The sequence below is a fragment of the Photorhabdus akhurstii genome (genome assembly GCF_019090985.1).
Classification (GTDB): Bacteria; Pseudomonadota; Gammaproteobacteria; order Enterobacterales; family Enterobacteriaceae; genus Photorhabdus; species Photorhabdus akhurstii.
This window is the reverse complement of the sequence record NZ_CP020335.1, coordinates 4,470,871-4,483,376: the sequence shown is the minus strand read 5'-3', so window position 1 is coordinate 4,483,376 and position 12,506 is coordinate 4,470,871. Positions and strand designations below refer to the sequence as shown.

General features: G+C 45.5%; 16 protein-coding genes. 12 read left to right on the top strand and 4 right to left on the bottom strand.

Annotated features, from left to right (window positions below; translation table 11 throughout):
* Nucleotides 1–182: 182 nt before the first annotated feature.
* Nucleotides 183–779, bottom strand: coding sequence for an acyl carrier protein phosphodiesterase (locus B0X70_RS19240; protein ID WP_036808806.1), 597 nt, complete (start codon nucleotides 777–779; stop codon nucleotides 183–185).
* A gap of 104 nt (nucleotides 780–883) precedes the next feature.
* Here B0X70_RS19240 and queA point away from each other — a divergent pair, with 104 nt between their 5' ends.
* From queA to pgpA, 11 genes are all read left to right on the top strand, one after another.
* Nucleotides 884–1,951: a tRNA preQ1(34) S-adenosylmethionine ribosyltransferase-isomerase QueA gene (gene queA, locus B0X70_RS19235; protein WP_036808809.1), complete on the top strand. Its 1,068-nt coding sequence runs from the start codon at nucleotides 884–886 to the stop codon at nucleotides 1,949–1,951.
* A 150-nt stretch (nucleotides 1,952–2,101) separates the two neighbouring features.
* The gene (gene tgt / locus B0X70_RS19230; RefSeq protein ID WP_036808812.1) at nucleotides 2,102–3,226 is read left to right on the top strand and encodes a tRNA guanosine(34) transglycosylase Tgt; all 1,125 of its coding nucleotides are present in this window, start codon (nucleotides 2,102–2,104) and stop codon (nucleotides 3,224–3,226) included.
* 91 nt (nucleotides 3,227–3,317) lie between these two features.
* A complete protein-coding gene (yajC, locus tag B0X70_RS19225) occupies nucleotides 3,318–3,647 on the top strand; it encodes a preprotein translocase subunit YajC (RefSeq protein ID WP_036808815.1) in 330 nt (109 codons plus the stop codon).
* A 27-nt stretch (nucleotides 3,648–3,674) separates the two neighbouring features.
* Nucleotides 3,675–5,522, top strand: coding sequence for a protein translocase subunit SecD (gene secD / locus B0X70_RS19220; protein WP_072165566.1), 1,848 nt, complete (start codon nucleotides 3,675–3,677; stop codon nucleotides 5,520–5,522).
* Nucleotides 5,523–5,532: 10 nt separating this feature from the next.
* Nucleotides 5,533–6,501 carry a protein translocase subunit SecF gene (gene secF / locus B0X70_RS19215; RefSeq protein WP_036775069.1) on the top strand — a complete coding sequence of 323 codons (969 nt, stop codon included), beginning with the start codon at nucleotides 5,533–5,535 and terminating at the stop codon, nucleotides 6,499–6,501.
* A gap of 115 nt (nucleotides 6,502–6,616) precedes the next feature.
* A complete protein-coding gene (nrdR, locus tag B0X70_RS19210; RefSeq protein WP_036775072.1) occupies nucleotides 6,617–7,066 on the top strand; it encodes a transcriptional regulator NrdR in 450 nt (149 codons plus the stop codon).
* Nucleotides 7,067–7,070: 4 nt separating this feature from the next.
* Nucleotides 7,071–8,180 carry a bifunctional diaminohydroxyphosphoribosylaminopyrimidine deaminase/5-amino-6-(5-phosphoribosylamino)uracil reductase RibD gene (gene ribD, locus B0X70_RS19205; protein WP_181148284.1) on the top strand — a complete coding sequence of 370 codons (1,110 nt, stop codon included), beginning with the start codon at nucleotides 7,071–7,073 and terminating at the stop codon, nucleotides 8,178–8,180.
* A 126-nt stretch (nucleotides 8,181–8,306) separates the two neighbouring features.
* Nucleotides 8,307–8,777: a 6,7-dimethyl-8-ribityllumazine synthase gene (gene ribH, locus B0X70_RS19200; protein WP_105397750.1), complete on the top strand. Its 471-nt coding sequence runs from the start codon at nucleotides 8,307–8,309 to the stop codon at nucleotides 8,775–8,777.
* Nucleotides 8,778–8,803: 26 nt separating this feature from the next.
* Nucleotides 8,804–9,220: a transcription antitermination factor NusB gene (nusB, locus tag B0X70_RS19195; protein WP_036775075.1), complete on the top strand. Its 417-nt coding sequence runs from the start codon at nucleotides 8,804–8,806 to the stop codon at nucleotides 9,218–9,220.
* A 100-nt stretch (nucleotides 9,221–9,320) separates the two neighbouring features.
* Nucleotides 9,321–10,310, top strand: a complete 990-nt coding sequence (thiL, locus tag B0X70_RS19190; protein WP_036775077.1) for a thiamine-phosphate kinase — start codon at nucleotides 9,321–9,323, stop codon at nucleotides 10,308–10,310.
* A complete protein-coding gene (pgpA, locus tag B0X70_RS19185; protein WP_040150005.1) occupies nucleotides 10,303–10,794 on the top strand; it encodes a phosphatidylglycerophosphatase A in 492 nt (163 codons plus the stop codon). Before thiL ends, pgpA begins: the two co-directional genes overlap by 8 nt.
* Here the strand turns inward: pgpA and B0X70_RS19180 are convergent.
* The 3 genes from B0X70_RS19180 to B0X70_RS19170 form a co-directional block, all read right to left on the bottom strand.
* On the bottom strand, nucleotides 10,776–11,036 hold the full coding sequence (locus B0X70_RS19180; protein WP_217470132.1) for a hypothetical protein: 261 nt from the start codon (nucleotides 11,034–11,036) through the stop codon (nucleotides 10,776–10,778). The two genes, pgpA and B0X70_RS19180, sit on opposite strands and share 19 nt — an antisense overlap.
* A gap of 363 nt (nucleotides 11,037–11,399) precedes the next feature.
* The gene (locus B0X70_RS19175) at nucleotides 11,400–11,924 is read right to left on the bottom strand and encodes a GNAT family N-acetyltransferase (protein ID WP_036775081.1); all 525 of its coding nucleotides are present in this window, start codon (nucleotides 11,922–11,924) and stop codon (nucleotides 11,400–11,402) included.
* Entirely contained in the window at nucleotides 11,921–12,199 is a 279-nt protein-coding gene (locus B0X70_RS19170) for a type II toxin-antitoxin system TacA family antitoxin (protein WP_036775083.1), read from the bottom strand. The genes B0X70_RS19175 and B0X70_RS19170 overlap by 4 nt, the downstream gene beginning before the upstream one ends.
* Nucleotides 12,200–12,268: 69 nt before the next feature.
* On the opposite strand from B0X70_RS19170, the gene B0X70_RS19165 reads away from it, so the two are divergent.
* Complete coding sequence (locus B0X70_RS19165) at nucleotides 12,269–12,406, top strand: hypothetical protein (protein ID WP_160169972.1); 138 nt, start codon at nucleotides 12,269–12,271, stop codon at nucleotides 12,404–12,406.
* Nucleotides 12,407–12,506 lie beyond the last annotated feature (100 nt).

Here is a 12,506-nt window from a genome sequence, read left to right as displayed (position 1 = left end):
TCCTACTATTCATCTTACACCAGCCAAATGGTTGGCATGCTGGAGAAAAGAAATTCTGACTGTATCGCTGGATATCAGGAATGAAGAAATCATTAAACATGTGAAAATACTGTATTGCCTGAATGATTTCTTTCTATCCGCATTTACAATTTATTCACAAGCATAATTTGTAATAACAACGCTTATTGAGGCGAACAGTAAAAATCCTTATTTTCCGCTTTTTCCATCATATAGGGGTAAAATTGCCAGAATAGTGCTTCAAAGTCAGCGTAATGTTGTTCTATATCCTGAAATGATCCAGATAAAGCCGATAATCTGGGATGCCTTCGGGCCATGCCTGTTAATACATCTGCGATAAATGCAAGATCTGCATAGCGGATTAGCCAGTTTTGCGGCCATAAAAATTCATTCAGCTCCTGAAATTTTTCAGGAGTGTAATAAAGATGAGGTTCAATTTGGTTGCGGGCATGGTGAATAAATGCCGGTAATGAGTAAGTGGGAACTAATTTATCCCAATACAAGGAGAGGAAGTGATCCCAGATAATATCCAAAGTGATCGGCGCAACCCGTCGATATGGAGCACTGAACAAGTGACGAGCTTGAATAACCAATGGATGGGTATCTGTTAATACGTCAACCCGCCGATGCATACGAATACCGGCAACCACATCAGCGCTGTATTGCCCCTCTGGATTACCGCGCACAAAATCTGCCATCAGATTCCCTAACAGGGAACTGTCAGCCAGAGTAGCTAAGTGAAGGTGAGCGAGAAAATTCATTCGGTGATTGTAATATAAATCCGCGAAGTTATGTGCTTATTTGTTGCACCCTCAGAGCTGCGGCACTAGACTAGTCCGCCTGTTTTTCTGAATGATTAAATATAATGCGTGTCTCCGATTTTACTTTTGAACTTCCTGACGAAATGATTGCTCATTACCCTCAACCACAACGCAGTGGCTGTCGTTTGCTCTCGCTTGATGGTGAAACGGGGGCATTAACGCATGGTGTTTTTACGGATGTTCTCGATAAGCTGAATGCCGGAGATTTACTAGTTTTCAATAATACTCGCGTCATACCTGCGCGTATTTTCGGCCGAAAGGCTACGGGCGGTAGGTTGGAAGTGCTGGTTGAACGGGTGTTGGATGATAAGCGGGTACTTGCACATGTGCGTGCTTCCAAAGCGCCAAAAGCGGGAACTGAGCTGTTGTTGGGTGACAATGAAAGTCTTAAAGCAACCATGTTGGCCCGCCATGATAGTCTGTTCGAAATACGTTTTGATGATGAGCGCGATGTGTTGTCTATTTTGGATGATGTCGGTCATATGCCTTTGCCGCCTTATATTAATCGTCCTGATGAAGAGGCAGACCGTGAGTTGTATCAAACTGTATACAGTGAGCGGCCCGGGGCGGTAGCTGCGCCAACCGCCGGTCTGCATTTTGATGAGCCATTGTTGGAAGCGCTGCGTAAAAAGGGCGTGGAGATGGTTTTTGTGACATTGCATGTTGGTGCCGGTACTTTCCAACCAGTGCGGGTAGAGACTATTGAAGACCATATTATGCATGCCGAATATGCAGAAGTGCCACAGGATGTGGTTGATGCTGTGCTGGCGTGTAAGGCGCGAGGTAACAAAGTTGTTGCTGTTGGCACAACCTCAGTGCGATCGCTGGAAAGTGCAGCAAAAGCCTGCCAGGATGGGTTAATTGCGCCATTTTTTAATGACACGCAAATTTTTATCTATCCGGGTTTTGAATATCGAGTTGTGGACGCGTTGATTACTAATTTCCATTTGCCGGAATCGACACTTATCATGCTGGTTTCTGCGTTTGCGGGTTATAAAAATACGATGAATGCTTATAAAGAGGCGGTTGCGGAAAAATACCGTTTCTTTAGTTACGGTGATGCTATGTTTATTCGTCGTAATCCTTTGGCTTGCAAGGAAAAGATTTCTTAATTTAATGTAATAATTATGGCATTGACTGGAATATATTGTTGAAGTTGTTGTAAATAGGGTTATGTGAATATCTCAGCTCAACGGTAAATTTCAATTTTGTCTGGTTTTAAACAACAGCATCGGACTGTTTATCTGATGCCTGGAGGTTAAGTGAAATTTGAATTACAAACTACCGATGGTCAAGCCCGTCGTGGTCGTCTGATTTTTGAGCGTGGCGTGGTAGAAACGCCGGCATTTATGCCAGTTGGGACTTATGGCACGGTAAAAGGGATGACACCGGAAGAGGTAAAGGAAACTGGTGCGCAGATCCTGCTTGGCAATACTTTCCATCTGTGGCTACGTCCAGGGCAGGAAATCATGAAACTTCATGGTGATCTGCATGGGTTTATGCAATGGCATGGTCCAATCTTGACGGATTCAGGCGGTTTTCAGGTATTCAGCCTTGGCGCAATGCGTAAAATCAAAGAGGAAGGTGTACATTTCCGTAACCCAATCAATGGTACCCCAGTTTTCCTTAGCCCAGAAAAATCGATGGAAATTCAGTATGATTTGGGCTCTGATATTGTCATGATTTTTGATGAATGTACGCCATATCCTGCTGATTGGGATTATGCGAAACGTTCGATGGAGATGTCCTTACGTTGGGCGGCGCGTAGTCGTAAGCGTTTTGATGAATTACAGAATAAAAACGCGTTGTTTGGTATTATTCAGGGAAGTATTTACGAAGATTTACGTGACATCTCAGTAAAAGGTCTGGTAGAGATTGGTTTTGATGGATACGCTGTAGGTGGTCTGGCGGTAGGGGAGCCTAAAGAGGATATGCACCGTATTCTTGAGCATGTCTGTCCGCAAATCCCGCAAGATAAACCGCGCTACCTGATGGGCGTGGGGAAGCCAGAAGATTTGGTGGAAGGGGTTCGTCGCGGCATTGATATGTTTGATTGTGTGATGCCGACCCGAAATGCCCGTAATGGTCATCTTTTTGTGACCAATGGTGTGATTAAGATCCGTAATGCCAAACATAAAGAGGATACTTCTCCGTTGGATGAGCAGTGTGACTGTTATACTTGTCGGAATTATAGTCGGGCATATTTGCATCATCTCGACCGTTGTAACGAAATTCTCGGTGCAAGGCTGAATACTATCCATAATTTGCGGTATTATCAGCGCCTGATGGCTAAGATTCGTCAAGCTATCGAAGAGGGTAATCTTGAACAGTTTGTTGAAGATTTTTATCAACGGATTGGTAAACCCGTTCCGGCATTAAGTATTTGACTTAAGTTGTGATTGACTGGTTTCAGTGTGTATAGCATATTGCGGCTGGTTTTTGATTACTATTGAATTTGATAACAATGAGGGAAGTTTAATGAGTATTATTTCTGAAGCAGCAGCATCTGCTGGCGCACCGGCTCAGGGAAGCCCATATTCTTTGATCATCATGCTGGTCGTTTTTGGCTTGATCTTCTACTTCATGATCCTGCGTCCACAACAGAAACGTACTAAAGAACATAAAAAGCTGATGGATTCTATTTCCAAAGGTGATGAGGTGATGACCAATGGTGGTTTGATTGGTCGCGTCACTAAAGTTTCTGACACGGGTTATATCGTTGTAGCACTGAATGAGACTACTGAAGTGACCATTAAACGTGATTTCGTCGCTGCCGTTTTACCGAAAGGTACGATGAAAGCTCTATAATTTCTGATTTTCCCGAAGGGAACTGCCGTGCTAAACCGTTATCCTTTGTGGAAGTATCTGATGCTGATCGCTGCGATCCTCATCGGTTTGCTTTATGCACTTCCCAACCTTTATGGTGAGGATCCGGCTGTACAAATCACTGGCGTGCGAGGTGTCGCCGCCAGTGAGCAAACGCTGGTCCAAGTCCATAATGTTTTAGAAAAGAATCAAATCGCGAGTAAATCTATTACGCTGGAAAATGGCGCGATTCTTGCTCGTTTCAATAATTCCGATATTCAGCTTCGTGCCCGTGAAGTATTGATGTCCACATTAGGCGATCAATACGTGGTGGCATTGAACCTGGCGCCAGCAACACCAACCTGGTTAAGTAAGGTTGGTGCCGAACCAATGAAGTTGGGCCTTGATCTGCGAGGTGGGGTGCACTTCCTGATGGAAGTGGATATGGAAACCGCGTTAGGCAAACTGCAAGAGCAGAATATTGATGGTCTGCGCACTGATTTGCGTGAAAAGGGTATTCCTTATTCCACTGTTCGTAAAATTGATAATTACGGCGTAGAAATCCGCTTCCGTGATGAAAAAGCGCGTGCTGAGGCGGAAAACTATCTGACAGGTCGTCACCGTGATTTAGTTTTCAGTATCGGAACTAATAATACTCTGAAAGCGGTGATGAGTGATGAACGTCAGCGCGAAGCCCGTTCTTATGCGGTACAACAGAACATTACTATTCTACGTAACCGTGTTAATCAACTGGGGGTGGCTGAACCATTGGTTCAGCGTCAGGGCGCTGACCGTATTGTGGTTGAATTACCGGGTATTCAGGATACCGCTCGTGCAAAAGAGATTCTTGGCGCGACAGCAACGTTGGAATTCCGTCTGGTTAATACCGGTATTGATTCTACCGCGGCTGCATCAGGTCGTGTGCCTGGTGATTCTGAGGTGAAAAACACCCGTGACGGTAATCCGGTTGTGCTATATAAGCGTGTTATTCTGACCGGTGATCACATTACAGATTCAATCTCGGATGCCGATGAATATGGTAATCCACAGGTGAGTATTTCACTGGACAGTGCCGGTGGCACAGCGATGTCTAATTTCACCAAAGACAATGTTGGTAAGCCAATGGCAACACTGTTTGTGGAATATAAAGACAGCGGTAAGAAAGATGCTAACGGTCGGGCGGTGTTAGTTAAACATGAAGAAGTGATTAACATTGCTAATATTCAGACTCGTCTGGGGAACAATTTCCGTATCACGGGCCTTTCCAATGCAACCGAAGCGCGTCAGTTATCCTTATTGTTGCGTGCGGGAGCTTTGATTGCGCCGATTCAGATTGTGGAAGAGCGTACCATTGGACCAACCCTTGGTCTGCAAAATATTGAACAAGGTTTAGAAGCTTGTCTGTGGGGCTTAATTGCATCAATTCTGTTTATGGTGATTTACTATCGTAAATTTGGCGTGATTGCGAGCAGTGCGTTGTTGGCTAACTTGGTGTTGATTGTCGGTATCATGTCTCTGCTGCCAGGGGCGACGTTAACCATGCCGGGGATCGCGGGTATTGTGCTAACGCTGGCGGTGGCGGTTGATGCTAACGTGCTGATTAACGAACGTATCAAAGAAGAATTGCGTAATGGCCGGACAGTGCAACAAGCGATACATGAAGGTTATAAAGGGGCTTTCTCCAGTATTATTGACGCTAACCTGACTACGTTGATTACTGCGGTCATTCTTTATGCTGTTGGTACCGGGTCAATTAAAGGCTTTGCGATAACAACGTCAATTGGTGTCGCGACTTCTATGTTCACCGCTATTGTAGGTACTCGAGGGATCGTCAACCTGCTATACGGCGGTAAGCGTATTAAGAAGCTGTCAATTTAAGGAGCACGTTGTGGCACAGGATTATACTGTTGAACAATTGAACTATGGTCGCAGAGTCTATGACTTTATGCGCTGGGACAACGTTGCTTTCGGAATTTCGTTGCTGCTGTTGGTAGCTTCTGTTTTTGTGATGGCAACCCGCGGATTTAACTGGGGACTCGATTTTACCGGTGGTACGGTAATCGAAATCAAACTCAGTCAATCTGCTGATCTGGATAAGATGCGTGATAGCCTGGCAAAAGCGGGTTTTGAAGATCCGCTGTTGCAAAATTTCGGTAGTAGCCGTGATGTCATGGTGCGTATGCCACCGGTTACGGGAGCGGCTAATGAGGAACTGGGTAAAAAGGTTATTAAGGTCGTTAATGACACCATTGATAAAGATGCGAGTGTCAATCGTATTGAAATTGTTGGTCCGAGTGTCGGTGCTGAGCTCGCCCAAGATGGTGCAATGGCGTTACTGGCGGCGCTTGTCTGTATCTTGATTTATGTTGGGTTCCGTTTTGAATGGCGTTTAGCATTGGGTGCGGTTCTTGCCCTTGCCCATGACGTCATCATCACATTAGGGGTTCTATCACTGTTTCATATCGAGATTGACCTGACCATTGTGGCATCGCTGATGTCGGTTATCGGTTACTCATTGAATGACAGTATCGTGGTTTCTGATCGTATCCGTGAGAATTTCCGTAAGATCCGTCGTGGTACGTCGTATGAAATTATGAACGTCTCTCTGACGCAAACATTGAGCCGTACAATCATGACGTCCGCGACTACCTTACTGGTGGTGCTGATGTTGTATATTTTCGGTGGCGCGATGTTGAAGGGTTTCTCACTAGCGATGTTAATCGGTGTTTCTATCGGTACGGTATCTTCTATCTATGTTGCTTCCGCTTTAGCGTTGAAACTGGGTATGAAGCGTGAACACATGATCCAGCAAAAAGTTGAAAAAGAAGGGGCTGATCAGCCATCTTTGTTACCTTAATTATTCTGCCTTGATGCTGTTCAAACACCCTGTGAGTATCCGGCTGACAGGGTGTTTTTTATTCAGATTAAGGATAAACTGTAAATTTAGTTTGGATTAACCATCAGGAAACGATATGCATTGCCCATTTTGTGCTGCTGTTGATACCAAAGTGATTGACTCTCGTTTAGTTGGGGATGGCTCGCAGGTGCGCCGACGGCGCCAGTGTCTTGAGTGTCATGAGCGATTCACCACTTTTGAAATGGCTGAGTTGGTTATGCCTAGAGTAATAAAAAGTGACGATATCCGAGAGCCGTTCGATGAAGAAAAATTGCGCCGCGGTATGCAAAAAGCACTGGAGAAGCGCCCGGTTAGTTCTGATGATGTAGAGATGGCGATTAGCTATATTAAATCTCAGTTACGTGCTACCGGTGAACGGGAAGTTCCATCCAAAATGATTGGTAATCTGGTCATGGATGAATTGAAGAAATTGGATAAAGTTGCTTATATCCGTTTTGCTTCTGTTTATCGCAGCTTTGAAGATATTCGTGAATTTGGCGAAGAGATTGCTAAATTACAAGGTTGAGCCAGTGAATAACGATAAAAAATATATGGCGCGTGCTTTGGAATTAGCGCGTCAAGGGCGCTTTACCACGTCACCTAATCCCAATGTAGGTTGTGTGATTGTGCGTGATGGGCAGATTATTGGGGAAGGTTTTCATTTACGTTCTGGCGAGCCACATGCTGAGGTTCACGCTTTACGGATGGCCGGAGATAAAGCTAAGGGCGCAACTGTTTATGTCACGCTTGAGCCGTGCAGTCATCACGGTAAAACACCGCCTTGTGCTGATGCGTTGATTGCGGCTGGCGTTAGCCGTGTGGTCGCGGCGATGCAGGACCCTAATCCACAGGTAGCAGGAAGGGGACTTTATAAGCTGCAACAGGCTGGTATTGCAGTAGAGCATGGTCTGATGATGGAAGAAGCTGAATCTCTCAACCGGGGATTTTTGAAACGGATGCGTACCGGATTCCCGTATGTTCAGTTGAAGATGGCTTCTTCTCTTGACGGGCGAACTGCATTAGCTTCTGGTGAAAGTAAATGGATTACATCATCTCAAGCTCGCGATGATGTACAAAAATTCCGTGCTCAATGTAGCGCGATTCTGAGTTCCAGTAGTACAGTTCTGGCTGATGATCCTCACTTGACGGTTCGTTGGAGTGAATTGGATGCGGAAACTCAGGCGGCTTATCCCGAGGAAAATCTTTGTCAACCGGTACGTGTTATTGTTGACAGTCAGAATCGTGTTGGTCCTCAGCATCAGGTGATACAACAGCCCGGTTATTGTTGGCTGGCTCGCACTAAAGCAGATGAACATGACTTATCTGAAAATGTAGAACAGATACTGTTGCCTGCTCATGGTGTTGGGGTAGATTTAGTGTCATTGATGATGCAGTTGGGGAGGCGCCAGATCAATACGGTCTGGACTGAGTGCGGGGCGTTGTTGGCGGGGGCGTTGCTAACTTTAGGATTGGTGGATGAACTGGTTCTTTATGTTGCGCCAAAAGTGCTAGGTGATACGGCTTGTGGTTTGTTTGCTATTCCTGAACTCAAAAATCTGGCAGCGGCGCCAGAATTTGACATTTTTGATATACAGCAAGTTGGCCCTGATCTTCGTTTGCGTTTGCGGCCGGTATACTGACTGAATATATGAGTGTGGATTAATTTGCCTGTTTTTATGCTCCGTTGCTAAATCGGCAGGCGCGGCTAACGAAAGAATATGATAGAATCCGCCCCCCTGCGGATATGAACAGATAGAAGGAAGGCTATGAACGTAATCAAAGGTGTTGTTGCAGCTCCACAAGCTCGTGTGGCGATTGCCATTGCACGTTTCAACAACTTCATTAATGACAGTCTGTTAGGAGGCGCGATAGATGCGCTTGAGCGTATCGGTCAGGTTGCCTCAGAGAATATCACTGTTGTCTGGGTTCCTGGCGCTTACGAGTTACCATTAGCAGTTAAGACATTGGTTGAAACCCGAAAATATGACGCCGTTGTCGCGCTAGGTACAGTTATCCGTGGTGGTACCGCTCATTTTGAATACGTTGCTGGTGAATGCAGTTCTGGTTTGTCTAATGTGGCGATGTCCAGTGAAATCCCAGTGGCATTTGGTGTTCTGACTACAGAAAGCATTGAACAGGCGATTGAGCGCGCTGGAACCAAAGCGGGTAATAAAGGCGCAGAAGCTGCATTAACCGCGCTGGAAATGGTCAATGTAATTAATGCCATTAAAGGCTGATTTTAGTTTTAATTAAGGGGAATCTTGTGAAACCTGCTGCTCGTCGTCGTGCTCGTGAGTGCGCTGTTCAGGCTATATATTCATGGCAATTATCTGGCAATAGCGTTGCTGATGTTGAATTACAGTTTCTGTCGGAGCAGGACGTCACTGGTGTTGACGTAACCTATTTTCGTGAATTGCTGTCAGGAGTAGCTGTGAATGCAGTTAAGCTGGATGCTTTGATGGCTCCTTATCTTTCCCGTCAGCTCGAAGAGTTAGGTCAGGTAGAAAAAGCCATTTTGCGTGTTGCTATGTTTGAACTAAGTTATCGTGATGATGTCCCTTATAAAGTGGCTATTAACGAAGCTATCGAATTGGCAAAAGTCTTCGGTGCTGAAGATAGTCACAAATTCGTGAACGGAGTACTGGATAAATCTGGTCCAGCAGTACGCAGAAAAAGATAAGCTACTGCTTGTCGGGTTTTTCCCACCGTAGACGATGATTTGTAAGGCCGGGATACCGGCCTTATGTTCATGATCATCAGTAATTTTTTGGGATTTTATTATGGCATGTGGCGAATTTGACCTCATTGCACGTTATTTTGATCGCCAGGAGACTAACCGGCGTGATGTAAATTTAGGTATCGGTGATGACTGCGCACTGATGACACTGGCCGATAAACAACAATTGGCGGTTAGTACGGATACCTTAGTTTCAGGCGTTCATTTTTTACCTGATATCTCCCCTGAAGATTTAGCTTACAAATCTCTCGCTGTGAATCTTAGTGATCTGGCCGCAGTCGGCGCTGATCCTGCTTGGCTTTCATTGGCTTTAACATTACCAGAAGTGGATGAATGCTGGCTGAGTAGTTTCAGTGACAGTTTGTTTGAACAATTGCGTTATTACGGTATGCAGCTTATTGGCGGCGACACTACCCGCGGCCCAATGAGTCTGACGTTGACGATTCATGGCTTAGTTCCCGCAAGCAGAGCGTTACGGCGTGCTGGCGCAAAAAATGGCGATTGGATTTATGTGAGTGGATCGTTGGGTGATAGTGCGGCGGGTTTAGCCCTGTTGCAAAACCGTCTACAAATTTCTGATCCGATATCCCACAACTGGTTAGTTCAGCGTCATCTCAGGCCGCAGCCTCGTATTTTACAAGGGCAAGCGCTACGTGGCCTGGCAACATCAGCTATTGATTTGTCTGATGGTTTGATTTCTGATTTGGGTCACATCCTGAAAGCCAGCCGATGTGGAGCCAGAATAAACCTGGATGCGATTCCTTACTCTGATGCGATGAAACAATATGTTGAACCGCAGCAAGCTTTGATGTGGGCTTTGAGTGGTGGTGAGGACTATGAATTATGTTTTACCGTCCCGGAGCGGAATCGTGGTGCGTTGGAAATTGCGTTAGCGCATACCGGTGCTGGTTTTAGCTGTGTTGGACAGATCATGGCGGAATCGGAAGGTATTCGTTACTACAGCAATAATAAAGAGATTAAATTAGATCTAAAAGGGTTCGATCATTTTATTACCGAGGAAGCACATGGATAAGGCAAAGCGTCGCTTACGGATGAGCAATCCCTGGCATCTATTAGCGACAGGTTTTGGTAGTGGGCTGTCGCCGGTCGTGCCGGGGACAATGGGATCGGCAGCGGCTATTCCGTTCTGGTTATTACTGGTTCAGTTCCCGGAATGGATTTGCTGGTTGGTGATTATTGTCGGGATGTTTTTCGGCATAATGATTTGTCAGCGTACTTCTGATGATATGAAGGTTCATGACCACGGCAGTATTGTCTGGGATGAATTTATCGGTATGTGGATCACATTGATGGCAATCCCTGTGATTAACTGGCAGTGGGTTTTGACCGGTTTTATGGTGTTCCGTATTCTCGATATGTGGAAACCGTGGCCAATTCGCTGGTTTGATCGCTATGTTCATGGAGGATTAGGCATCATGTTGGATGATATTATCGCCGGTGCATTTTCTTTCGTGATTGTTTGGTTACTGGCGTTTTATCAGATTTTGACTTTTTGAGGTGTGGTGTATTGGCTACCTCTGAAAGGGGGACTCATTTTTTGCTTCATACTTGGAGTAGTGATCGGGTAGCTGCGATAACCGCTAACTTCTGTGGTAGGTGATTTTTCTACAGAAAATTCCGGTTTGGGATAGTTGTGTGAGGACAAAACCGTAAGTTTCTGCGTAAAAGTGCCCCAACAGAGATTCTCGTTGAGTTCAATCAACCGCTTGTTCATGTTATCTGGATGCTCCCAATACACCTCCCCTTTCCTTGGGCATGTAAATGCTTCGCGATGTTATCATCGTCGCAGTCAGGTGCGCCAAGTACCCATACCGGATAGTCAGAAACGAAGGCTTCCAGCTCAAGTTTTTTGCCGACAGTTTCCATTTCTTCAACGGATGCAGAATCCCAAGAGAACACCAGTCTGGCAATGATCTGGTTGCACTTGGTACAAGGAAATATCTTAGGTTGAAGTTGGGTATCACCCAACCGAGTACCGTGAACAACTACTCCGCCGATTTCTTAATGCCCATTTTTAAATATGACGTAGGCGTTTCCCTGTCGTTTAGCAGAGATATCTGGTAGTAGTTGTAATTTATTGTGATTGGTTGGCTTCGTTCATTTAAAGCTTTCCCGCAGTGACTAGTGCCGCATGTATTGTTTTTAATGGTAACAGCAAAGATAGATGGGCATCTAATAGCGGAATAGCACCATAGCTGGTGTACCACTCGGCAACACGCTCATTCTTGGCATCAATTAGCAATGCAACCCCGCCAGCCTGCGTGGCCACCAATAAACAGCGCCGACCAGCAGCTAGCAACAACTGGCCACCGAGTCCTTGACTCTGTACTGAAAGATCTACAGCCAGACGGCCAAGCCGAAATACTGGCACTTCATGTCGAGCCAGACCACGTTTAATCACTTCCGGTGCACGTTCATAAGCAATAGAAGCGGGGCTTAGACTGTAGTAACCCAATACCGTCCGATTGCTCTCGCTAACCGCAAGGTAGGTTTTTGCCCCACCTTTCTCATGGCTCTGCCTTGCATGGCGATGTAAAAACTGATTCAACGCCTCATCACCACAGTCAAAAGCACCGCGATAATGATGTTTGCCTATAGGCTCTTCGTGCCAGATTGGTAGCATCATGATTGTTTCGGCAAGGCAAATGCTGCGGCCAACAATTTATCATTCGGTGCCGGTGGGTTATCCAAAAGATCCAGAACATGCAAACTATCTCTTTCGGTCAGCTCCAGTCGTTCGTTCTCGTCGATAATCTTCCGTGCTGCTGACATCACATTGCGGAGCACGAACTCAGTCAAGTTGGTATGTTGTAAAGCGGCTGCACGCATCAACAGCGACTTTTCTTCTGAGGCAATACGTAGCGACATTCGGTCATTAGTTTCTACTGGGATCTGAGGCATTGTTATGTCCTCCTATTTATACGCATTGAAATTGTACACTAAGGTGTGCCTATTAGCAAAATGTACACAATGAAAGCGTACGCGTACCGTATCAAATACGAACGTTTTTGGCACGGCAGTGACCTCTATCGATTTTGTTATTTTCAGAAGACGACTGCACTGGATTACTGGGTTTGTGTAGAGCCTTTGGTAGGTATTGTTACTTGATTCTGAAAATAGTGCCTTTTTATAGAGAAGAATGCGGAAAATACATATCATCTAACTTGAGGCACTTCCTACTATAATCCTAAACTGAGGATAATAGAAT